At 71.2% G+C, this 20,685-nt stretch carries 18 protein-coding genes; 11 read left to right on the top strand and 7 right to left on the bottom strand.

Annotation, left to right across the window (positions count from 1 at the left end; translation table 11 throughout):
• Positions 1–117: 117 nt before the first annotated feature.
• Together GWK15_RS05095 and GWK15_RS05090 are read left to right on the top strand one after the other, a co-directional pair.
• Complete coding sequence (locus GWK15_RS05095; protein WP_168039685.1) at positions 118–1,740, top strand: hydantoinase B/oxoprolinase family protein; 1,623 nt, start codon at positions 118–120, stop codon at positions 1,738–1,740.
• Positions 1,737–3,818: a hydantoinase/oxoprolinase family protein gene (locus GWK15_RS05090; RefSeq protein WP_168039683.1), complete on the top strand. Its 2,082-nt coding sequence runs from the start codon at positions 1,737–1,739 to the stop codon at positions 3,816–3,818. The genes GWK15_RS05095 and GWK15_RS05090 overlap by 4 nt, the downstream gene beginning before the upstream one ends.
• A gap of 100 nt (positions 3,819–3,918) precedes the next feature.
• Here the strand turns inward: GWK15_RS05090 and GWK15_RS05085 are convergent, their stop codons facing one another.
• From GWK15_RS05085 to GWK15_RS05075, 3 genes are read right to left on the bottom strand one after another with little or no spacing between them, the layout of a single operon-like run.
• A complete protein-coding gene (locus tag GWK15_RS05085; protein ID WP_168039681.1) occupies positions 3,919–4,170 on the bottom strand; it encodes a hypothetical protein in 252 nt (83 codons plus the stop codon).
• On the bottom strand, positions 4,170–4,874 hold the full coding sequence (locus GWK15_RS05080; RefSeq protein WP_168039679.1) for a carboxymuconolactone decarboxylase family protein: 705 nt from the start codon (positions 4,872–4,874) through the stop codon (positions 4,170–4,172). Before GWK15_RS05080 ends, GWK15_RS05085 begins: the two co-directional genes overlap by 1 nt.
• A complete protein-coding gene (locus GWK15_RS05075; protein WP_168039677.1) occupies positions 4,871–6,262 on the bottom strand; it encodes an amidase in 1,392 nt (463 codons plus the stop codon). Before GWK15_RS05075 ends, GWK15_RS05080 begins: the two co-directional genes overlap by 4 nt.
• Before the next feature lie 169 nt (positions 6,263–6,431).
• On the opposite strand from GWK15_RS05075, the gene GWK15_RS05070 reads away from it, so the two are divergent.
• From GWK15_RS05070 to GWK15_RS05050, 5 genes are read left to right on the top strand one after another with little or no spacing between them, the layout of a single operon-like run.
• Positions 6,432–8,228, top strand: a complete 1,797-nt coding sequence (locus GWK15_RS05070) for a peptide ABC transporter substrate-binding protein (protein ID WP_168039675.1) — start codon at positions 6,432–6,434, stop codon at positions 8,226–8,228.
• 9 nt (positions 8,229–8,237) lie between these two features.
• Complete coding sequence (locus GWK15_RS05065; RefSeq protein ID WP_168039673.1) at positions 8,238–9,197, top strand: ABC transporter permease subunit; 960 nt, start codon at positions 8,238–8,240, stop codon at positions 9,195–9,197.
• Positions 9,163–10,098 carry an ABC transporter permease gene (locus GWK15_RS05060; protein ID WP_168039671.1) on the top strand — a complete coding sequence of 312 codons (936 nt, stop codon included), beginning with the start codon at positions 9,163–9,165 and terminating at the stop codon, positions 10,096–10,098. Before GWK15_RS05065 ends, GWK15_RS05060 begins: the two co-directional genes overlap by 35 nt.
• Positions 10,095–11,078 carry an ABC transporter ATP-binding protein gene (locus tag GWK15_RS05055; protein ID WP_168039669.1) on the top strand — a complete coding sequence of 328 codons (984 nt, stop codon included), beginning with the start codon at positions 10,095–10,097 and terminating at the stop codon, positions 11,076–11,078. The genes GWK15_RS05060 and GWK15_RS05055 overlap by 4 nt, the downstream gene beginning before the upstream one ends.
• A 20-nt stretch (positions 11,079–11,098) precedes the next feature.
• Positions 11,099–12,073, top strand: coding sequence for an ABC transporter ATP-binding protein (locus tag GWK15_RS05050; protein WP_168039667.1), 975 nt, complete (start codon positions 11,099–11,101; stop codon positions 12,071–12,073).
• A 226-nt stretch (positions 12,074–12,299) separates the two neighbouring features.
• Here the strand turns inward: GWK15_RS05050 and GWK15_RS05045 are convergent, their stop codons facing one another.
• The 4 genes from GWK15_RS05045 to GWK15_RS05030 form a co-directional block, all read right to left on the bottom strand.
• Positions 12,300–13,607, bottom strand: a complete 1,308-nt coding sequence (locus GWK15_RS05045) for a citrate synthase (protein ID WP_168039665.1) — start codon at positions 13,605–13,607, stop codon at positions 12,300–12,302.
• Between the two features lie 392 nt (positions 13,608–13,999).
• Entirely contained in the window at positions 14,000–14,509 is a 510-nt protein-coding gene (locus GWK15_RS05040) for a thermonuclease family protein (protein WP_168039655.1), read from the bottom strand.
• Positions 14,510–14,659: 150 nt separating this feature from the next.
• Positions 14,660–16,243: a CHAD domain-containing protein gene (locus GWK15_RS05035; RefSeq protein ID WP_168039653.1), complete on the bottom strand. Its 1,584-nt coding sequence runs from the start codon at positions 16,241–16,243 to the stop codon at positions 14,660–14,662.
• Positions 16,240–16,773 carry a SixA phosphatase family protein gene (locus GWK15_RS05030; protein ID WP_168039651.1) on the bottom strand — a complete coding sequence of 178 codons (534 nt, stop codon included), beginning with the start codon at positions 16,771–16,773 and terminating at the stop codon, positions 16,240–16,242. The genes GWK15_RS05035 and GWK15_RS05030 overlap by 4 nt, the downstream gene beginning before the upstream one ends.
• 113 nt (positions 16,774–16,886) lie before the next feature.
• Between GWK15_RS05030 and GWK15_RS05025 the strand changes: the two genes are divergently transcribed.
• From GWK15_RS05025 to GWK15_RS05010, 4 genes are read left to right on the top strand one after another with little or no spacing between them, the layout of a single operon-like run.
• Complete coding sequence (locus GWK15_RS05025) at positions 16,887–17,612, top strand: SDR family NAD(P)-dependent oxidoreductase (protein ID WP_168039649.1); 726 nt, start codon at positions 16,887–16,889, stop codon at positions 17,610–17,612.
• Positions 17,612–18,217: a DUF6134 family protein gene (locus GWK15_RS05020; protein WP_168039647.1), complete on the top strand. Its 606-nt coding sequence runs from the start codon at positions 17,612–17,614 to the stop codon at positions 18,215–18,217. Before GWK15_RS05025 ends, GWK15_RS05020 begins: the two co-directional genes overlap by 1 nt.
• A complete protein-coding gene (locus GWK15_RS05015; protein WP_168039645.1) occupies positions 18,214–19,746 on the top strand; it encodes a cryptochrome/photolyase family protein in 1,533 nt (510 codons plus the stop codon). The genes GWK15_RS05020 and GWK15_RS05015 overlap by 4 nt, the downstream gene beginning before the upstream one ends.
• A gap of 47 nt (positions 19,747–19,793) precedes the next feature.
• The gene (locus GWK15_RS05010) at positions 19,794–20,564 is read left to right on the top strand and encodes a creatininase family protein (RefSeq protein WP_168039643.1); all 771 of its coding nucleotides are present in this window, start codon (positions 19,794–19,796) and stop codon (positions 20,562–20,564) included.
• The last annotated feature ends 121 nt before the right edge of the window (positions 20,565–20,685 follow it).

Genomic DNA, 20,685 nt, shown 5'->3' with positions numbered 1-20,685 from the left:
GGTCTTGGTGCGGAGGCTAGGCCGCTGCGGCGCGCGCGTCACCCTGGCGGCGCTTCACGGCTGCGGCCGTCGATGCAATGGTTCGCGCATGACGGGCGATGCGGGGTCGATCGGGGCATGAGTGGTTTCACGGCGCTGCGGCTGGGGTCCGCCTGGCGGCGCATCGCGGGGCTAATGGACGAGGCGGCGCAGAACTTCGTCCGGACGTCGTTTTCCTCCGTCGTGCGGGACAATTGGGACCTCGCCATCGGGCTGATGGACAGCGAGGGAAGGCAGTTCGCGCAATCCTCCCGCTCCGTGCCATCCTTCGTCGGCACCATGCCGGTGACGCTGGGGCACATGCTCGCGCGCATCCCGCGCGAGCGGCTGCGGCCGGGCGACGTGCTGATCAGCAACGACGGCTATCTCGGCACCGGGCACCTGAACGACATCACGACGATCCGTCCCGTCTTCCGCGATGGGCGGATCGCGGCCTGGATCGGCGGCACCTTCCATTCCACCGACATCGGCGGCGCGCCTTCGGTCGAGGCGCGGGATTCCTGGGAGGAAGGCCTCACCATCCCGATCGCGCGCATCCTGAAGGGCGGCGAGGAGAACGAGGACGTCATCGCCTTCCTCGAGGCGAACCTCCGGCAGCCCGACGAAACGCTGGGCGACATCCGCGCGCTGTTCGCCGTCTATGAGCAGGCGGAGACGCGCCTGTTCCGCATCCTGGCCGAGGAAGGGATCGAGGACCTCGATGCGCTCGCCGGCGAGATCTTCGCGAGGTCGGAGCGGTCGATGCGCCAGGCGATCGCCGCGGTGCCGGATGGCGAGGTGACGGACGAGGTGACCTCGGACGGCTTCGAGCATCCGGTGACGATCCGGCTGCGCCTCGGGGTGAAGGGCGATGCGTTGAGCCTCGACTTCACCGGCACCGATCCGCAGATCGCGCGGCCGGTCAATTCGCCGCTGAACTTCTCCCGCGCCTATTCCCACTACGCGGTGAAATGCGCCTTCGATCCGGAAACGCCGAACAACGACGGCTGCTTCCGACCGATCCGCGTCATCGCGCCCGAGGGCAGCATCGTGAACCCGCGCCGCCCCGCACCGGTCTGGGGGCGACACCTGACGGGACATTACCTGCCGATCCTGGTGCTGGCCGCACTCGGGCGGCTGATCCCGGACCGCGTCATCGCCGAATGCGGCAGCCCCCTGTGGAACTGCTACTTCACCGGCGAGCACGCCGATGGCCGCCGCTACGTGCGGATGTTCTTCATGAATGGCGGGCACGGCGCGATGCCGATGCGCGACGGGCCGGCCTGCCTGTCCTTCCCCTCCAACGTCGCGACCCAGCCGGTCGAGCAGTTCGAGAACGCCGTGCCGATGCTGCTGACCGAGAAGCGCCTGATCGCGGATTCCGGCGGCGCGGGGCGGATGCGCGGCGGGCTCTCGCAGCGCCTGACCTTCGAGGCGACGGGGCCGAAGCCCGTCACCGTCACCTACCGCCACGAGCGCGTGCAGCACCCGCCGCGCGGCATCCTGGGAGGGCTGTCGGGCACCGGCGGGCGCGACCTGGTGAACGGCGCGAAGGCGCCGGCCAAGGCGCGCATCGTGCTCGCACCCGGCGATCGCATCACCTTCGAGACGCCGGGCGGCGGGGGGATGGGACCGCCGACGGAGCGCGACCCGGCGGCGCTCAGGCGCGACATCGCCGAGGGCTACGTCACCGAGGCCGGCGCGAAGGCGTATCGCGCATGACCGGCGCGCCCTACCGGATCGGCGTCGACATCGGCGGCACCTTCACCGACTTCGTGCTGCTCGACACGCGCGACGGGTCCTTGCGCAACGGCAAGCTGCTGACGACGCCGCATGCGCCGGAGGAAGCCGTCCTCGCCGGCATCCGTCAGATGCTGGACGCGCACGGCATCGCGCCCGATGAGGTGCAGCACGTCATCCATGGCACCACGCTCGTCGCCAACGCGCTGATCGAACGGCGCGGCGTGCCGACCGGGCTGATCACGACCGACGGTTTCCGCGACGTGGTCGAGATCGGCACGGAACTGCGCCACGACACCTATGACCTCTTCATGCGCGTGCCGCAGCCGCTGGTGCCGCGCAGCCGGCGCATCGAGGTCGCGGAGCGCATCCTGCCCGATGGTGGCGTTCGGGTGCCGCTCGACGACGCCGCCGCGCGCGCCGCGGCGCGGGACCTTGGCGCATCGGGCGTGCAGGCCGTCGCCGTCTGCTTTCTGCATGCCTTCCGCAACCCCGCGCATGAACGCCGCATGGCGGAGATCCTCGCCGAGGAAGCGCCGGGCGTGACGCTGTGCCTGTCCTCGGACGTGGTGCCGGAGATCGGCGAGTACGAGCGTGCCTCCACCACCATCTGCAACGCCTATGTGCTGCCGGTCTTCCAGCGCTACCTCACGCATCTGGCCGAGGGGCTGCGTGGCATCGGCCTGACCGGCCCGCTCTACCTTATGCTGTCCGATGGCGGCACGGTGGGGGAAGAGACCGCGGCGCGGCATCCGATCCGCCTGGTGCAGTCCGGGCCGGCCGGCGGGGTGCGCGCGACGGCGCTGCTCGGCGGGGCGTCGGGGGCGGCGGATGTGCTCTGCTTCGACATGGGCGGCACCACCGCCAAGGCCTGCCTGATCGAGGGCGGCGAGCCGCTCCGCAGCCTCGACTTCGAGGTCGCGCGCGTCGATCGCTTCCGCAAGGGCAGCGGCCTGCCGCTCAAGGTGCCGGTGATCGAGATGATCGAGATCGGCGCCGGCGGCGGCTCCATCGCGCAGGTCGACCGGCTCGGGCTGATCCAGGTGGGGCCGGAGAGCGCGTCGTCCGATCCCGGCCCGGCCTGCTACGGCCTCGGCGGCACGCGGCCGACGGTGACGGATGCTGATCTCGTGCTCGGCTATCTCGGCGCGGGGTCGTTCCTGGGCGGGGACATGCGGCTCGACGTCGCGGCGGCGGAACGCGCCATCCGCGAGCATCTCGCCGATCCGCTCGGCCTGTCGGTGGTGGAAGCGGCCTGGGCGCTGCATGAGACGGTCAACGGCAACATGGCCCAGGCGGCGGCGATCCACGCGCTCGAGAAGGCGCGGCGGATCGAGGGCTACGCCATGGTCCCGATCGGCGGTGCTGGGCCGGTCCATGCGGCGCAGGTGTGCCGGAAGCTCGGCATCGCGCGGATGATCGCGCCGGCCGGGGCCGGCGTGGCTTCGGCCTTCGGCTTCCTCGCCTCGCCGATCTCCTTCGCCTTCGTACGGGGCTGGGTGGCGCCGCTGGCGACGCTCGACTTCGCGGAACTCGCGGCCCTGGTCGCGGGCATGGAAGCCGAGGGGCGTCGCATGGTCGCCGAGGCCGGCGTCGCGCCGGTGGCGATGCGCACCACCGTCATCGGCGCGCTGCGCTATGCCGGCCAGGGCTTCCAGGTGGAGGCCGAGATTCCCGCCGCCGCCATCGCGCAAGCCGATCGCGATGGCATCCGCCACGCCTTCGAGGCCGCCTATCTGCAGCAATACGGCCGCACCGAACCCGCGCTGCCGGTCGAGGGCGTGTCCTGGCGCGTCATCGTCGCCGGGCCGACGCCCGCGCTCGACCTCGCGCGCGGGGCAGGCGGCGGGGGCGTGGCCGAGACGGGCACGCGCCCGGCCTGGTTCCCTGGCCAGGGCTTCGTGGAAACGTCGGTGATCGACCGCACGCGGCTCGGCCCGGGCGACCGCGTGGCGGGTCCGGCGCTGGTGGAGGAACGCGAGAGCACCCTCGTCCTGCCGCCGGGCAGCGAGGCGGTGTGCGACGCGTCGCTGAACCTGGTGGTGACGGTCGTCGGCTAGAGCAGATCCCGATCAGGTGGAAGCGCCTGATCGGGTGAAGATGCTCGCACAAACACTGGGCCGGAGACGTTGCCGTGAGCGCAGGCGACCGGAAGCGGCTCTAGCGCAGGCCCGGCAGCAGCGCCGCGCGGCAGGCGCTGCCCGATCGCAGCGACGGCGATTCCGCCAGCCGCGCCATCACGGCGCCGACGCCGCCGCCCGGCTGCACCAGGACCATCGCGCTGCCCGCGCCACCGCCGTCGCGCGGCGAGACGACATGCAGCAGCCAGCAGGAGAAGGGCGGCGAGAGGAACTCGCCCACGACACCTGCGAGGACGACGACCGCGCCGATCTTGAGCAGGGTCCCGAACATCAGCGCGGCGGCGGCACGAAGGCGCCCTGGCCGGGCGTCTCGGCCCAGGCGCGGAAGGCGGGGGAGGGGGTGACGCGGCCGGCCTGCATCAGGCGCAACCAGGTCTCGGTCGCGCGGACGAAGGGGTTCACGCCGCGCACCCAGATGGCGAGGCTCATCGCCTCGGCGATCTCGGGTTCCGGCACGCCGGCGGCATAGGCGGCCTCGATCTCGGCGGCGAGGCCCCAGGCCTCGTCGCCCGCGGTATGCGCGCCGATCAGCGCGAGCCGCGCGAGGCGTTCGTCCAAGGCACCGGCGACGAGGCGCATCGCGCCGTCCTTGTATTCGCGCGCGAGGTCGGTCCCTGGCAGGTGCTGCTGCCAGGACGCCGCGAGCGCCGCATAGCGCCGCGCCCCCGCCGCCCAGGCGGCGAGGCGGAACACGGCGGCAGCCTCGGCCTCAGTGCCGCCGGTCTTCATGAACAGGTGCAGGTGGTGCGTGCCGACCGGTTCCTGGCAGGCGACGAGGATCGCGAGCCAGACCACCTCCTTCGCATGCGGGGCCAGGTGGTGGTCGTCGAGCGTCAGCGCCCGGTACATCGCCTCATAGGTCGCGTGCAGCTCGGGCAGGGCGGCGGCCATGGCGCCGTGGTGCGGCAGGACATAGCCGCCGCGTGCGGCGCGGATCGCCTCGAGCCGCGCGCGGACCTCCTCGGGCGAGGTCATGCGACGACGGGGTCGAGCGTCTCGACCATCCAGCGCGCGATGGCGGTGGCCTGGGCGTCCATGTGCGGCTGCGCCATGACCTGGATGCCCATCGGCATGCCGCCGACCGAGGTGAGCGGCACCGTCACGGCCGGGGCGCCGATGCCGGAGCTCGGCGTGTTGAACACCGCATCGCCCGTCGGGCGCGGCACCAGCGGCTGGCCCGGCACCTCGCCGGCCCAAAGCGGGGCGGGGCCGGGCGAGGCGGGGGCGATCAGCGCGTCCACCACCGGGGCGAGGGCGGCGTGCCGCGCGCGGATCTCCTCGCGCTGGAGCAGGCGCAGGCGGTAGTCCTCGGGCGTCATCTTGCTGGCCATGGTCAGCACGGCCTTGCTGCGCGCGCTGATCCCGTCCGGGTCCTGCGCGACCAGGTTGCGGAACAGCCAGTGGTTCTCCCAGCCGGTGATGGCGCTGGTCATCGCCTGCACGCCGGTCAGCGAGGCTTCGAACGTCTCGAGCAGCGGGTGGTCGCCGCGACGCAGCACCGTGACGCCCTGCGCGCGCAGGCGGTCCACCACCTGCTCGAAGGCCACCTTGCTCGCGGCGTCGAGGCCGGCCCAGCCTTCCGTCTCCATCACGCCGATCACGGCGGGGCGGCGCGCCTCGGGTGGCGTGGACGGGCCGAACAGGCCGGGGCGGCCGGGGTCGCCGCCGGCGCGCTTCGCGATCTCGATCGCGACCTGCCACATGTCCTCGATCGAGCCGGCATGCACGCCGGAGGTGCTCATCGAGGTCGCCTGGCGTTCGCCGCGGTTGATGCCGCCCTGGGTCGGCTTCAGCGCGAAGTTCCCGCAATAGGAGGCCGGGCGGATGATCGACCCGCCGACCTGCGTGCCGATCGCCGCGGGCACCATGCGCGCCGCGACGGCGGCCGCGGACCCCGAGGAGGATCCGCCAGGCGTGCGCCCCTGTTCGAAGGGGTTGGTGGTCGGCCCGGGATGCGCGCCGCCGAGTTCCGTCGTCACGGTCTTGCCGAGGATGATCGCCCCAGCTTCGCGCACCGCCCAGACAGCGGCGTTGTCGCGCTTCGGGAAATTCCCGCGATAGGCGCGGCAGCCCATCTGGGTCGGCATGTCCCGCGTCTCGAGCAGGTCCTTGATGCCGATCGGCATGCCGTCGATGGGCGAGAGCGGGCGGCCCGCCTTCCATCGCGCGGCCGAAGCGTCCGCCGCATCCCGCGCGCCGGCCTGGTTCAGCACCACCCAGGCGCGGACCACCGGTTCATGCGCCGCGATCGTTTCGAGGCAGCGTTCGAGGAAGGCGCGCGGGGTGTCCGCACCCTCGGCGAAGGCCCTTGCGGCCTGGTGGAAGGCGAGGGCGCGGAAGTCGCGCGGGGAATATGCGGCCATGGATGATCCTGCTCCCGTCCGGGGCATTCAGGGCCCAGGCCGCAGGCATGTCCAGGGCGGTCCCCATGACAGGATGGACAGAACCCTCTGGCGCGCCGCACTCTGCCGTTGCAGTTTGAGGCTAACGTCAGGGCAGAGCGCCGCCAGGCGCCGACTGGGAGAAGTGGGCATGACCGAGGACGATCTTCGCGGCCTTATCGCGCGCGTGAAGGATGGCCGGCTGTCGCGGCGCGGCTTCGTGAAGCGCATGGCGGCGGTGGGCCTCACCGCCCCGATGGCGACGCAGATCCTGGCGATCGCCGGCGCCGCGCCCGCCGCGGCGCAGTCGGTGCCGGAGTACAAGCCCACCCGGCGCGGGGGCGGGGGACAGCTCAAGATCCTCTACTGGCAGGCGGCGACGCTGCTGAACCCGCATTTCGCAGCCGGCACGACCAACCAGGATGCGAGCCGCGTCTTCTACGAACCGCTCGCCGGCTGGGCGACCGACGGCACGCTGGTGCCGATCCTCGCCGCCGAGATCCCCTCCGTCGAGAATGGCGGGCTCGCCTCCGACGGCCGCTCCGTCACCTGGAAGCTCAAGCGCGGCGTGAAGTGGCACGACGGGCAGGATTTCTCGGCCGACGACGTCGTCTTCAACTGGGAATACTCGAAGAACCCGGCCGTCGCGACGGTGACCTCGGGATCCTATCGCGACGTCAATGTCGTGAAGGTCGACGACTACACCGTGCGCGTCGAATTCCCGCAGCCGACGCCGTTCTGGGCGGACGCCTTCGTGGGCGGCACCGGGCAGATCGTGCCCAAGCACCAGTTCAAGGACTACGCCGGCGCCAATTCCCGCGACGCGCCGGCCAACCTGCGGCCGGTGGGCACCAGCGCCTACAAGTTCGTCTCCTTCGCGCCGGGCGACAACCTGCGCGCCGAGCTGAACCCGAACTACCACATGAACAACCGCCCCTACTTCGACACGCTCGAGGTCAAGGGCGGCGGCGACGCGGTCTCGGCCGCGCGCGCCGTGCTGCAGACGGGCGACTACGACTACGCCTGGAACATGCAGGTCGAGGACGAGATCCTGAAGCGGTTGGAAGCGGCCGGCCGCGGCAAGATCAACATCGTCGACGGCGGCAGCATCGAGTTCGTCCAGCTCAACGCGACCGACCCGAACCAGGAGGTCGACGGCGAGCGCGCCTCGATCCGCACGCAGCATCCGGCCTTCCGCGATCCCGCGGTGCGCCAGGCGATGGCGCTGCTGATCGACCGCAATGCGCTCGAGCAGTTCATCTACGGGCGTGGCGGGCCGGCGACGGCGAACTTCCTGAACAACCCCCCGCGCTTCCGCTCGCCGAACATGCGCTGGGAGTTCAGCATCCAGAAGGCGAACGAGCTGCTGGACGCTGCGGGCTGGGCGCGCGGGCGCGACGGCATCCGCGCCAAGGACGGCGTGCGGCTGAAGTTCGTCTACCAGACCTCGGTCAACGCGCCGCGCCAGCGCACCCAGGCGATCTACAAGCAGGCGGCGCAGCGCGCGGGCATCGACCTCGAGCTGAAGTCGGTCACCGCGTCGGTGTTCTTCTCGTCGGATGTCGCCAACCCCGACACCTACACGAAGTTCTACGCCGACATGCAGATGTACACGACGACGATGCCGCAGGCCGACCCTGAGCGGTTCATGAACCAGTACGTCTCGTGGGAGATCTCCTCCAAGGCGAACAACTGGCAGGGCCGCAACATCGTCCGCTGGCGGAGCGAGGAATACGACCGCATCTTCCGCGAGGCGCAGGGCGAGCTCGACCCGGTCAAGCGCGCGGCGATGTTCATCCGGCTGAACGACCTGGTGGTCGGCAGCAACCACATCATCCCGCTGGTGAAGCGCCCGACGGTGAGCGCGAGCCTGAACAACCTCCGCCCGGTGCTGAGCGCATGGGACCTCACCATGTGGTATCTCAACGACTGGACGCGCGAAGCCTGATCGCCGCGCGTGCTCCAGTACGTCACCCGGCGCCTGCTGATCGCGATCCCGAGCCTGCTCGGGATCAGCGTGGTGCTGTTCACGGTCCTCGCGCTCGCGCCCGGGGATCCGTTCGAGGAACTCGCGACCAACCCCGCGGTGCCGCCCGATGTGCGGGCGGCGCTGCGGGCGAGCCTTGGGCTCGATGACCCGGTCTACCTGCGCTACCTGCATTGGCTGAGCGCGATGCTGCGTGGCGACTGGGGCTTTTCCTTCGTCAGCCGCATCCCGGTCGACCAGCTGATCCTGCAGCGGCTGCCGACGACGGTCGCCGTGATCGGCGCCTCTCAGGTGCTGGCGTTGGCCATTGCGCTGCCGGTCGGCGTCTTCGCGGCGACGCGGCCCTATTCGATCTTCGACCAGATCGCGAACACGCTGGCCTTCGTCGGCTTCTCCCTGCCGACGTTCTTCACCGGCCTGCTGCTGATCATGTTCTTCTCGATCTATCTCGACTGGCTGCCCTTCGTGTTCCGCACGAACATCGAGGCGACGGGCTGGAAGTGGTGGTGGGAGATGATCCGCCAGTCGATCATGCCCGTCCTGGTGCTGGGCCTGTTCCAGGGCGCGGCCTGGACGCGCTTCGTGCGCTCGGCCGTGCTTGACGTGGTGCGGCTCGACCACGTGACGACGGCGCGCTCGAAGGGCCTGTCGGAAGCGCGGATCACGCTGAAGCACATCGTGCGCAACGCGATGATCCCGGTGGTGACGCTGGTCGCGCTGCAGATGCCGGCCGTCTTCGGCGGCGCCATCGTGACCGAGCAGATCTTCCGCGTGCCGGGCATCGGGTCGCTGCTGATCAGCGCCATCCTCGCCAACGACACGCCGGTGATCATGGCGGTCACCTTCGTCTTCGCGGGCCTCGTCATCCTCTTCAACCTGCTGGCGGACGTGCTCTATGGCTGGCTCGACCCTCGCATCAGCTTCCGCTAGCCCCGCCGCCGAACGCCGGCACATCGGGCCCTGGCAGGAAGCCTGGCGGCGCTTCCGCAAGCACCGGCTTGCGGTGATCAGCGGCGTGGTGCTTCTGGCGCTGATCCTCGCCGTCGTCATCGGCCCGCTGGTCTGGGCTGTGCCGATCGACGAGATCGACTTCACCGCACGGCTGCAGGGACCGTCCTGGGAGCATCCGCTCGGCACCGACGACCTCGGGCAGGACCTGCTGGCGCGCATCCTCTATGGCGGGCGGATCTCGCTCGCGGTCGGCTTCGCGGCGATGGCGGTCGCGATCTTCGTCGGCGTGCTGGTCGGCGCGGTCGCCGGCATGGCGGGCGGGAAGGTGGACGTCGCCCTGATGTGGCTGACGGACCTGTTCCTCTCCCTGCCGCAGCTGCCGCTGCTGCTGCTGATCATCTACCTGTTCCGCGATACGCTGACGGGGCTGGTGGGGCTGGAACTGGGCGTCTTCATCCTCATCGTCGCGGTGATCGGCGGCTTCCGCTGGATGCCGGTGGCGCGCCTGGTGCGCGCGCAGTTCCTCTCCCTGCGCGAGAAGGAATTCGTCGAGGCGGCGCGCGCCCTCGGTGCCTCCCGCGGACGGCTGGTGCTGCGGCACATCCTGCCCAATGCGCTGGGGCCGGTGATCGTGGCCGCGTCGATCGACGTCGCGGCGGCGATCCTCGCGGAATCGACGCTGTCCTTCCTTGGCCTCGGCTTCCCGCCGGACGTGCCGACCTGGGGGCGGCTGCTGTTCGACGCCAAGGACAACCTCGACTTCGCGCCGCACTGGGCGCTGTTCCCCGGCATGGCAATCTTCCTGACGGTGCTGTCGATCAACTACATCGGCGACGGCCTGCGCGACGCGCTGGATCCGCGCCGGATCATCTCGGCATGAGCGCGACCGCGGCGGAACCGCTGCTCTCGATCCGCGACCTCAAGGTCCATTTCGCGACCGATGACGGCATGATCCGCGCCGTCGACGGCGTGAGCATCGATGTCGGCCGCAAGGAGACGGTCTGCGTCGTCGGCGAATCCGGCTGCGGCAAGACCGTCACGGCGATGACGGTGCTGAAGCTGATCGCCATGCCGCCGGGCAGGATCGCCGGCGGGCAGATCCTTTGGCAGGGCAGGGACCTCGTGCCGCTCAAGGGCGATGCGATGCGGCCGATCCGCGCCAAGGAGATCGCGATCGTCTTCCAGGAGCCGATGACCTCGCTCAACCCCGTCTACACGGTGGGCGAGCAGATCGCGGAGGTGGTGCGCCAGCAGGAAGGCCTCGGCAAGCGCGCGGCGATGGACCGTGCGAAGGAGATGCTGAGCCTGGTGCACATCCCGAACGCCACGCGGCGCGCGAACGACTATCCGCACCAGTTCTCGGGCGGCATGCGCCAGCGCGTGATGATCGCCATGGCGCTGTCCTGCAACCCGCAGCTGCTGATCGCGGACGAGCCGACGACCGCGCTCGACGTCACCATCCAGGCGCAGATCCTCGACCTGCTGGCCGAGATGAAGGAACGGCTCGGCATGGCGGTGATGCTCATCACCCATGCCATGGGCGTGGTGGCCGAGGTCGCCCAGCGCGTCGTTGTCATGTACGCCGGCAAGGTGGTCGAGGAGGCGCCGGTGCGGGAGCTCTTCGGCAATCCGCGCCATCCCTACACCCAGGGGCTGATCCGCTCGATTCCGCGCCTGGATCTCGCCGCGACGCAGCGGCAGCGGCTCGAGGCCATTCCTGGCACCGTGCCGAACCTGCTGCATCCGCCGGTCGGCTGCCGCTTCGCCGCGCGCTGCCGCTTCGCCACCGACGCCTGCACCGCGGCCGAGCCGCCGCTGCGCGAGGTCGCACCCGGCCACAAGGTGGCCTGCATCCTGTGAGCGCCGCGAAGGAACCGCCGATGCAGACGCCGCTGCTCTCCGTCCGCAACCTGGTCAAGCAGTTCCCGGTGCGCGGCGGCCTGCTGCGCCGCGTCGTCGACCACGTCCACGCCGTCGACGGCGTCGGCTTCGACCTGGCCCCGGGGGAGACACTCGGCCTGGTGGGCGAATCCGGCTGCGGCAAGTCCACCACGGGCCGCTGCATCCTGCGGCTGATCGAACCGACCTCGGGCGAGGTGGTCTTCGAAGGGCGCGACGTGCGCGCGCTGAACGGCCGGGACCTCGCGGCGATCCGCCGCGACATGCAGATCATCTTCCAGGATCCCTTCGCCTCGCTGAATCCGCGCATGACGGTCTCGGCCATCATCGGGGAGGCGCTGGAGATCCACGGCCTCGCGAAGAACCGGCGCGAGCGGGACGAGAAGGTCGCGGAACTGCTGACCACCGTCGGCCTGCGCCCCGAGCACATGACGCGCTTTCCGCACGAATTCTCGGGCGGACAGCGCCAGCGCATCGGCATCGCGCGCGCGCTCGCGGTCTCGCCCAAGCTCATCATCTGCGACGAGCCGGTCTCCGCCCTCGACGTCTCGATCCAGGCGCAGGTCATCAACCTGCTCGAGGACCTGCAGGAGAAGTTCGGCCTCTCCTTCCTGTTCATCGCGCACGACCTGTCGGTCGTGGAGCACATCAGCGACCGCGTCGCGGTGATGTATCTCGGGCGCATCGTCGAGATCGCTCCGTCGCGCGACCTCTACACCGACCCGCTGCATCCCTACACGGAAGCGCTGCTCTCCGCCGTGCCGATCCCCGACCCCACGATCAAGCGCGAACGCATCCGCCTCCAGGGCGACATTCCGAGCCCGCTGAACCCGCCCTCCGGCTGCCGCTTCCACACGCGCTGCCCGATCGCGGAAAAGGGACTGTGCGACACCACCTCACCCGAATTCCGCGAAGCGAAGCCCGGGCATTGGGTGGCGTGTCACAAGCGGGGGTGAGGGCGTAGCGAGAGGGGCCTCGCCCCTCTCGCGCTCACCCCACCAGAGGCCGAAGGGCCTCTGGACACCAATACTTTAATGGCCGGTTTGCGGAAGGGCACCGAAGGCGATCCGCGCATTGCGGCCGCTCGGTGCCCTTCCGCCAACCGGCCATCTAACGGGTTCCAAGGGCCTTTCGGCCTTTGGCGGGGTGGTCCGGAGGGGCAGGGCCCCTCCGGCGACAACCTCAGCCCCGCTTGTCGATCGCCACGAAGTCGCGCGCCGCCGCGCCGGTGTATATCTGGCGCGGGCGGCCGATGCGCTGGGACGGGTCCTCGATCAGTTCCTTCCACTGGCTCACCCAGCCGACGGTGCGCGCCACCGCGAACAGCACGGTGAACATCGAGGTCGGGATGCCCATCGCCTTGAGGATGATGCCCGAATAGAAGTCCACGTTCGGGTACAGTTTGCGCGACACGAAGTACTCGTCGGTCAGCGCGATCCGCTCCATCTCGATCGCCATGTCGAGCAGCGGCTCGTCCTTGATGCCGAGCTCGGCGAGGACCTCGTGGCAGGTCTCCTTCATGATCTTCGCGCGCGGGTCGAAGTTCTTGTAGACCCGGTGGCCGAAGCCCATGAGCTTGGTGTGGGAGTTCTTGTCCTTCACCTCGCTGATGAAGGCCGGGATGTTCTCGGGCTTGCCGATTTCGGCGAGCATCTTCAGCACCGCCTCGTTCGCGCCGCCATGCGCCGGGCCCCACAGGGCGGCGATGCCGGCGGCGATGCAGGCGAAGGGATTCGCACCCGTCGAGCCCGCCAGGCGCACCGTGGAGGTCGAGGCGTTCTGCTCGTGATCCGCGTGCAGGATCAGGATGCGATCCATCGCGCGCGAGAGGATCGGGTTATTGACGTATTCCTCGGCCGGCACGCCGTTCAGCATGTAGAGGAAGTTCTCCGCGTAGCCGAGGTCGTTGCGCGGATACATGAAGGGCTGGCCGATCGAGTACTTGTAGGCCCAGGCCGCGATGGTCGGCACCTTGGCGATCAGGCGGAAGGCCGCGATGCGGCGCTGCTCCGGATCGTTGATGTCGAGGTTGTCGTGGTAGAAGGCGGCCATCGCGCCGACCACGCCGCACATCACCGCCATCGGGTGCGCGTCGCGGCGGAAGCCGTCGAAGAAGCGGCGCAGCTGCTCGTGCAGCATGGTGTGGCGCGTAACGCCCTTGTCGAAGTCGGCGTACTGCGCCTTGTTCGGCAGCTCGCCGTTCAGCAGCAGGTAGGCGACCTCGAGGAAGGAGGACTTCTCGGCCAGCTGCTCGATCGGGTAGCCGCGGTAGAGCAGCACGCCGGCATCGCCGTCGATGTAAGTGATCGTGCTCTCGCAGGACGCGGTCGCGCCGTAGCCGGGATCGTAGGTGAAGATGCCGAGCTCGTTGTAGAGCTTGCGGATGTCGGCGACCTGCGGGCCGAGCGTCCCGCCGAGCAGCGGCAATGTCGTGCTCTTGTTGGAGCCCTCCATCGTGACGGTGATGGAGCCGGTGGCCTTGCTGCTCATGCGGGAAGTTCCTCGGGACGTTCGGGCGGGGTGCTGAGGGGCGGCCCCGCCTGTTTGATGCACCGCAAGATAACGGCCGTCACCCTGGCTTGGCAAACGCGGGGAGATGGCTGGAAGGATCGATGCGATCCGCGCCTTGCTTGCATGACATCCGGGTCATGCGTTTCGCCTGCGGCGGGACGGGATGCCGTGGCAGATCCTGACAGGGAGGGATCATGGATGGGGTGAAGATGCGCGCACCAGCAATCGACCGGAGACGTTGCCGCGCGCGCGGTCGACGGGAACGGCCCTGTGCCGTCTCCGTTCGCCATGGCTCACGGCATCACCTCGAGCCTTCTGTCTTCGCGAGCATCTTCACCGGATCAGGTGAGGCCACCTGATCGGGATCTGGTCTAGTCGCGCAGCCGCCAGGTGGACGGCGCGCCGGCGCCGTTCGCCCACAGCCCCTGCGCGGCATCGCGGGCGAGGCTTTCGTCGCTGCGCAGCGCGCCGTTGCTCGCGATGGCGAAGCCGCCGCGCACGAGCGAGCGGTTGAGATCCGCCCCCGCGGCGTCGCATTGGCCGAGGCCACGGCCGAAGCCGTCCTGGCCCACGATGCGGCAGGTCACGGGGCGGCCGGAGACGAGGCGCATCAGCGCGGCGGCGGAAGCGGCGCCGCAGTCGAAGACCTCGCCGGCGCGGCCGCGGCAATCCTCGCCGCGCGTCGGCGCGGCGACGCCGGCAAGGCGCACGATCTTGTCGCCGAGCCCGATCGTCTCGCCGTCCACGATGCGGATCGCATGCGCCTCGGCGCGCCATTCCCGGCTGGTCGGTGCGGAGCCGAAGAGATTGGACGGCACGGCGACCGCCGCGATCACCGGAAGGGCAATCGCGGCGGAAAGCAGGAGCGCCGCGCCGCGCACGCGCGGACGGTTCCTGCGGCCTTTGAAGATGCGCCGTCGTTCAAGCACGGCCCGATGGCTATCGCGATGAAACGCCATCTGCAACCCGCCGTTGCAGAGTGTTCCGACAAATTTTGATCGTGATCCGCAAGGCGATGAGAGGAAGCGTCGCTAGTTGCCTGTCCAGAAACGATCCTTGCCGCTCAGCCGTTCCCAGGCGGCGAAGGCATCGCCGCGGTGACCGGCGACGCGCGCCTCGCACCATCCCTCGATGACGCCGACCGCCCAGAGGCGCCCCGCCTGGCCAGGCACGACGAGGCTGTGCGCCAGGCCGCGCGCGACCGCGGCATCGTTGGCGATGCCGAGCCCTTCCTGCAGCGCCGCGACGCGGCGGAGGAAGCGCCGTCCCGCCTTGGCGCCGAAGAGCGGCGCGAAGACCTCCGCCGCGTAGCGCAGCCGCTTGCCGTCCAGGCGCAGCTCGTGCAGCGCCTCGGCCGAGAGCTCCTCGAAATCCTCCCCGGCGCGGCGCAGCCGGCTCCAGCGGCGCTCGAGGATGCTGCGGCCGAACGCCTCGACCGGGGCGTCGAGCGCGGCGAGCGCCTCGACGGTCGCGCCGTCGCGCCAGGGGCGGGCGAGGAAGGTGCCGGTCGCGTCGATCAGCAGCATCCGCCAGGCGGGCGCGCCGAGCATGGCGAGCACCGCCTCATAGGCCGCGTGGCGGCGGCCCTCGGCGCCGCGGAGCAGGGAGGCGATGCGCTTCTCGTCGGGGAAGGCCTCGCTCACCTGGCGCCCGATCCCGCCGAGGAAGACGTCCCAGTCCCGCGCCGGGCCGAGGACCGAGAGCACTTCGCGGAAGCGGGTGTCGAGGGCGCGCAGCGGCGCGCCGTCGGTCGCGGCGCGGAACACCCGCAGGACCGAGCGCAGGCGCCGCAGCGCGACGCGCGTCTGGTGCACGCCCTCGGGCCCGCCGCCGTGGCGGATGCGCGCCGATTGCTGGCGGATCACCTCGAGAAGATGCCCGGTGGCGCGCAGGAAGGCGTCCTCGACGCTGCCGGCCTCGGAGGTATCGGGCGGGCCGAGGCGGTGTGGGCGCGGCTCCGTCCCGGTGGCGAGCGCGCGGCCTTCCTCGGCGAGGCAGGCGAGCGGCGGCAGCAGCGGGACGGCCGCCGCGATGCCCTGCGCGGCGGCGAGCAGGGCGGGATGCGCGCCGGTCAGGGACAGCCGCGCGACGGGTTTCTCGGCGGCCACGCTGCGCAGGCGCCCTGTGAGCAGCACGCCCCCGACGGCGCCGTCCGGCAGCGCGAGGCGGAAGGCGAGGCGCCGCCCCGTGAAGGCGGCGACCGCGACGAGCGGACCCTCGCCGGCCTCGCCGGGAATCTCCTCGGCGCCGAGCCGTCGCACCGCCTCGGGCGGCATGCCCGGATGCCAGGGCGCGGTGGCCCCGGGCAGGGTGCGGACAAGCTGGCGCGGGCCGCGCTTCGGGGCGGCGACCGCCAGCCCGGCGGCGGCGAGCGCCCCGTCGGCGGTGTCGAGCCAGACGATCTCGGCCGCGGCGGGACGGGCACGGTCGGTCCGGCAGGCTTGCAGGAAGGGCAGGCGGGCCAGGCGCTCGGCGGCCTCGACGGGCAGGGTGAAGTCGAGGGTGAGCGCCCCGGGCGATCGGTCGTCCGGGTCGGAGGACGGCGGCTCGGCGGCGGGCTCGGCCTCGCCCTCCGGCTGGCGCATCGCCCGACCGGCGGAGGTGGCGGAGATCACAGCGCCATCTCCGGCAGGTCGGCCGGAACCAGGAACCGGACCAGCCGGCCGCCACCCTCGCCAAGGTCGTGCCAGGGCGTGGCGATGGAGAACTCGGCCAGCGAGCAGGTCGGGAAACCTTCGGCCATGCGCCTGGCGGAGGCCGTGCCGGTCGCCATGCCCGCCGCGCCGACCAGCGCGAGCGCCAAGTCCTGCAGGCCGGGGTTGTGGCCGATGAGCATGATGCTGCGCGCCGTCTCGGGCGCCTGGCGGAGGATGTCGAGCAGCCTTGGCCAGGGGGCCAGGTAGATGTCGTCCATCGGCTCGACGAGCGGGCTGTCGGGGAAGGGCGAGATCGCCTCGAGCGTCTGCAGCGTGCGCCGCGCCGAGGAGACCAGCACCACGTCCGGCGACAGGCCGAGGTCGCGCATGGCGCCGGCCATGGCCTGCGCGGCGCGGCGCCCGCGGGCGTTCAGCGGGCGGGCATGGTCGGGAAGGGACGGGTCGTCCCAGGAGGATTTCGCGTGCCGGAGAAGAAGGAGCTGACGCATGTCGCCGCGCATCCTGCCACGGCGCGCGCGTCCTGTCGCGGGCGCTGCGGGGCCCCTCCCGCTTCGGCGCGCCGGCCCCATCTCGCGCGGGCGAGACAACGGTCGAGGGTTGCATGTCGGGAACGGTCATCGTGGTGGGCGCGACGGGGGCGGTGGGCGCGGCGTTGTCGCGGCGGCGCGCGGCGCAGGGGGACCGGGTGGTGCTGGTCGCCCGTGACGCGGGGCGGCTCGCGGCGCTGGCGGCGGAGCTTCCGGGCAGCCTTGCCGTGACGGCGGATGCGACCGACCCGGCGGCGCTGCGCGCAGCGGTCGCGGCGGCGGGGCCATCCGTTTCGGGCCTGGCCTATTGCGCGGGATCGATCGCGCTGAAGCCGCTGAAGCGGACGCAGGAGGGCGATTTCCTCGACGCCTTCCGGCTGAACGCGCTGGGGGCGGCGCTGGCTGTGCAGGCGGCGCAGGATGCGCTCGTCGCGGCGCAGGGATCGGTGGTGCTGTTCTCGACGGTTGCCGCGCGGGCCGGCTTCCCCAACCATGCCGCCATCGCCGCCGCCAAGGGGGCGGTCGAGGGGCTGACGGTGGCGCTCGCCGCCGAGCTGGCGCCGGCGGTGCGGGTGAACTGCATCGCGCCCTCGCTGACGCGCAGCGCCATGGCGGCGCCGCTGATCGGGAACGTGCAGATGGCCGAGGCGATCGCGAAGCAGCACCCCATCCCGCGCCTGGGCGAGGGCGAGGATTCGGCGGCCCTCGCCGATTTCCTGCTCTCCCCCGCCGCGGGCTGGATCACCGGGCAGGTCTTCGCCGTGGATGGCGGCCGGTCGACCGTGCGGAGCCGCGGCTGATGCAGCGGCGCGACGCGATCGCCTTGCCCGCGGCGCTGCTCGCCTGGCCGGCGCGCGCGGCTGAGGGCGACATCGCCTTCCGCATCCTGCGCAAGGGCGAGGCCGTGGGCACGCACACGGTGCGCTTCGCGACGCGCGGGGCGGAACGCGTCGCGACCTCGGACCTGGTGATCGCGCCGCGAGTCTTCGGCATCGTCGTCTACCGCTACGAGCATCGCTACGAGGAGGTGACCGAAGGCGGCCGCTTCCGTCGCGTGACCTCCCGCCTGAACCGAAATGGCCGCATCGTCGAGGTGCGCGGGGAGCGGGTGGCCGGCGCCGTGCTGCTCGACGGCACCGAGGGGCCGCAGCGCCTGCCCGAGGACGCCGCGCCGCTGTCCTGGTGGGAGATGCGGCGGCTGGGCGGGCGCGTGCCGCTGTTCGGCACCACCACCGGCCGCGCGCTGGACCTGGCCTGGGAGACACGGCGCGGGGCCGCCGGCGGTCCCGAATTCCAGTGCAGCGGGGAGGTGACGGCATCCGTCGCCTTCGATGCCGCCGGGCGCTGGGTGGGGTTCTCCGCGCGCGGGGATGACGGCACCGACATCCTCTACGCCCCGGCATGAGCGGCGGCACGCTGCGCGTGGTGCTGGGCGACCAGTGCGCTCGCGACGTCGCGTCGCTGGATGGCCTCGATCCGGCGCGCGACGTGGTGTTGATGATGGAGGTGCAGGCCGAATGTACCTATGTCCCGCACCATCCGCAGAAGATCGTCCTCGTGCTGTCGGCCATGCGGCACTTCGCGCGCGCGCTCGCGGCGCGTGGCGTGCGGGTGGACCTGGTGCGGCTCGACGATCCGGCGAACACGCACTCCTTCCGCGGGGAGGTCCTGCGCGCCGTCGCGCGCCACCGGCCCGCGCGCATCGTCGCGACGCATCCCGGCGAATGGCGCGTGCTGCAGGACATGCTGGGCTGGGAGGATGCCGCGGGCGTTCCGGTCGAGATCCGCGAGGATGCGCGCTTCCTCTGCACCCTGCCGCGCTTCCGCGCCTGGGCGGCAGGGCGGAAATCCTACCGGATGGAATTCTTCTACCGGGAGATGCGGCGCGAGACCGGCCTGCTGATGGACGGCGACGAGCCCGCCGGCGGGAAGTGGAACTTCGATGCCGAGAACCGCGCCGCCCTGCCCAAGGGCCTGACGCCGCCCGAAGCGCCGCGCTTCGCGCCGGACGCCATCACGCGGGAGGTGATGGACCTGGTGGCCGCGCGCTTCAGCGCGCATTTCGGCGCCGTCGAGGGCTTCGCCTGGCCAGTGACGGCGAAGGATGCGCGCGCCGCGCTGGCCGCCTTCATCCGCGACCGGCTGCCCCTGTTCGGCGACTACCAGGACGCGATGGCCGCGGGGCAGCCGACGCTGTTCCATTCGCTCGTCTCGACCAGCCTCAACATCGGGCTGCTCGATCCGATGGAGGCCTGCCGCGCGGCGGAACAGGCCTGGCGCGACGGGCACGCGCCGCTCAATGCCGCCGAGGGCTTCATCCGCCAGATCCTCGGCTGGCGGGAATATGTCCGCGGCATCTACTGGCACTTGATGCCGGGCTATGCGCGGGAGAACGCGCTCGGTGCCGACCGCCGGCTTCCCGGCTTCTACTGGGGCGCGCCGACGACGATGCGCTGCATCGAACAGGCCGTGGCGCAGACGCGCGACCTGGCCTACGCGCACCACATCCAGCGCCTGATGGTGACCGGCAATTTCGCGCTGCTCGCCGGCATCGATCCGGCCGAGATCAACGCCTGGTATCTCGCGGTCTACGCCGACGCCTTCGAATGGGTGGAACTGCCCAATACGCACGGCATGGCGATCCATGCCGATGGCGGGGTGATGGCGTCGAAGCCCTATGCGGCCTCGGGCGCCTACATCAACCGGATGTCGGATTATTGCGGCGGCTGCGCGCACGACCCGAAGCAGTCGACCGGCCCGCGCGCCTGTCCGTTCAACGCGCTCTACTGGGACTTCATCGCCCGCCATGCGGACCGCTTCGCCACGAACCCGCGGATGGCCATGCCGCTGCGGACGCTGGCGAAGATGGACCCGCGCAAGGTCGCGGCGATGCGGGCCGAGGCGGCGCGGTTCCTCGCCACCCTCGACGCCTGACCGCGCGCGTTCCATCCTCCGCCCGGCTCAGCACGACGGAGGACGCCATGGCGCAGGACACCGAGATCGAATGGATGAGGCTCACCTTCGCGGAGCTCAACGCCCGCGCGGCGGCGGATGCGCTCGTCATCGTCCCGGTCGCCTCGCTCGAGCAGCATGGGCCGCACCTTGCGACCGGCGTCGACATCATCTGCGCCAGCGGCGTCGCGCAGCGCGTCGCCCGCCGCATGGTCGCGGCCGGCAGGCCCGCCGTGGTGATGCCCTGCGTCTGGACCGGCCTCGCCGAGCATCACGTGCCCTTCGGCGGCACCGTCACGCTCGACTACGACACCTTCGCCGCCGTGCTGAAGGGCGTGGTGCGGTCCGCCGCGCGCGCGGGCTTCAAGCGCGTGATGCTGCTCAACGGCCATGGCGGCAATGCCGAGGCCGTCGCCGTCGCCGGCGGCGAATGCCAGACCGAGTTCGGCCTGAAGGTCGCCGCCGGCACCTACTGGCACCTGGCGGGCGACGCCTTCGCGCCGATCCTCGAGCGCCAGTCCAACGTGCTGCACGCCTGCGAGGCCGAGACATCCATGGTCATGGCCCTGCTGCCCGAGGCGGTGCGCACCGACCGCTTGGTCGACGCGCACGGGCCGCACTCGACGCGCCCCGAGGGCCAGCCCGCGGCGATGATCCGCCGGCGATCGTTCAAGGAGATCACGCCATCGGGCGTGATCGGCGACGCACGCGCGGCGACGGCGGCGAAAGGCCAGGCGCTGCTCGACGCGGCGGCCGAACGCATTGCCGACGAACTCGGCAACGCGCGGCTCTGGGGGTGACGGGCGGACCCGGAGAGGGGCCTTGCCCCTCTCCGGACCTCACCCCACCAAAGGCCGAAGGGCCTTTGGAAACCGAAAGATTCATCGGGGATTTCGGGGAGGGCAGGGCCCTCCCCGTCAC

This window comes from Neoroseomonas oryzicola, from assembly GCF_012163135.1.
GTDB classification, from domain to species: Bacteria; Pseudomonadota; Alphaproteobacteria; order Acetobacterales; family Acetobacteraceae; genus Neoroseomonas; species Neoroseomonas oryzicola.
This window is presented reverse-complemented; position numbering and strand designations above follow the sequence as displayed.

Bases quoted from the DNA above. Each gene is read 5' to 3' on its own strand.
- GWK15_RS05095 (WP_168039685.1), top strand. From the start codon at position 118: ATGAGTGGTTTCACGGCGCTGCGGCTGGGGTCCGCCTGGCGGCGCATC.
- GWK15_RS05090 (WP_168039683.1), top strand. From the start codon at position 1,737: ATGACCGGCGCGCCCTACCGGATCGGCGTCGACATCGGCGGCACCTTC.
- GWK15_RS05085 (WP_168039681.1), bottom strand. From the start codon at position 4,170: ATGTTCGGGACCCTGCTCAAGATCGGCGCGGTCGTCGTCCTCGCAGGT.
- GWK15_RS05080 (WP_168039679.1), bottom strand. From the start codon at position 4,874: ATGACCTCGCCCGAGGAGGTCCGCGCGCGGCTCGAGGCGATCCGCGCC.
- GWK15_RS05075 (WP_168039677.1), bottom strand. From the start codon at position 6,262: ATGGCCGCATATTCCCCGCGCGACTTCCGCGCCCTCGCCTTCCACCAG.
- GWK15_RS05070 (WP_168039675.1), top strand. From the start codon at position 6,432: ATGACCGAGGACGATCTTCGCGGCCTTATCGCGCGCGTGAAGGATGGC.
- GWK15_RS05060 (WP_168039671.1), top strand. From the start codon at position 9,163: ATGGCTGGCTCGACCCTCGCATCAGCTTCCGCTAGCCCCGCCGCCGAA.
- GWK15_RS05055 (WP_168039669.1), top strand. From the start codon at position 10,095: ATGAGCGCGACCGCGGCGGAACCGCTGCTCTCGATCCGCGACCTCAAG.
- GWK15_RS05050 (WP_168039667.1), top strand. From the start codon at position 11,099: ATGCAGACGCCGCTGCTCTCCGTCCGCAACCTGGTCAAGCAGTTCCCG.
- GWK15_RS05045 (WP_168039665.1), bottom strand. From the start codon at position 13,607: ATGAGCAGCAAGGCCACCGGCTCCATCACCGTCACGATGGAGGGCTCC.
- GWK15_RS05030 (WP_168039651.1), bottom strand. From the start codon at position 16,773: ATGCGTCAGCTCCTTCTTCTCCGGCACGCGAAATCCTCCTGGGACGAC.
- GWK15_RS05025 (WP_168039649.1), top strand. From the start codon at position 16,887: ATGTCGGGAACGGTCATCGTGGTGGGCGCGACGGGGGCGGTGGGCGCG.
- GWK15_RS05020 (WP_168039647.1), top strand. From the start codon at position 17,612: ATGCAGCGGCGCGACGCGATCGCCTTGCCCGCGGCGCTGCTCGCCTGG.
- GWK15_RS05015 (WP_168039645.1), top strand. From the start codon at position 18,214: ATGAGCGGCGGCACGCTGCGCGTGGTGCTGGGCGACCAGTGCGCTCGC.
- GWK15_RS05010 (WP_168039643.1), top strand. From the start codon at position 19,794: ATGGCGCAGGACACCGAGATCGAATGGATGAGGCTCACCTTCGCGGAG.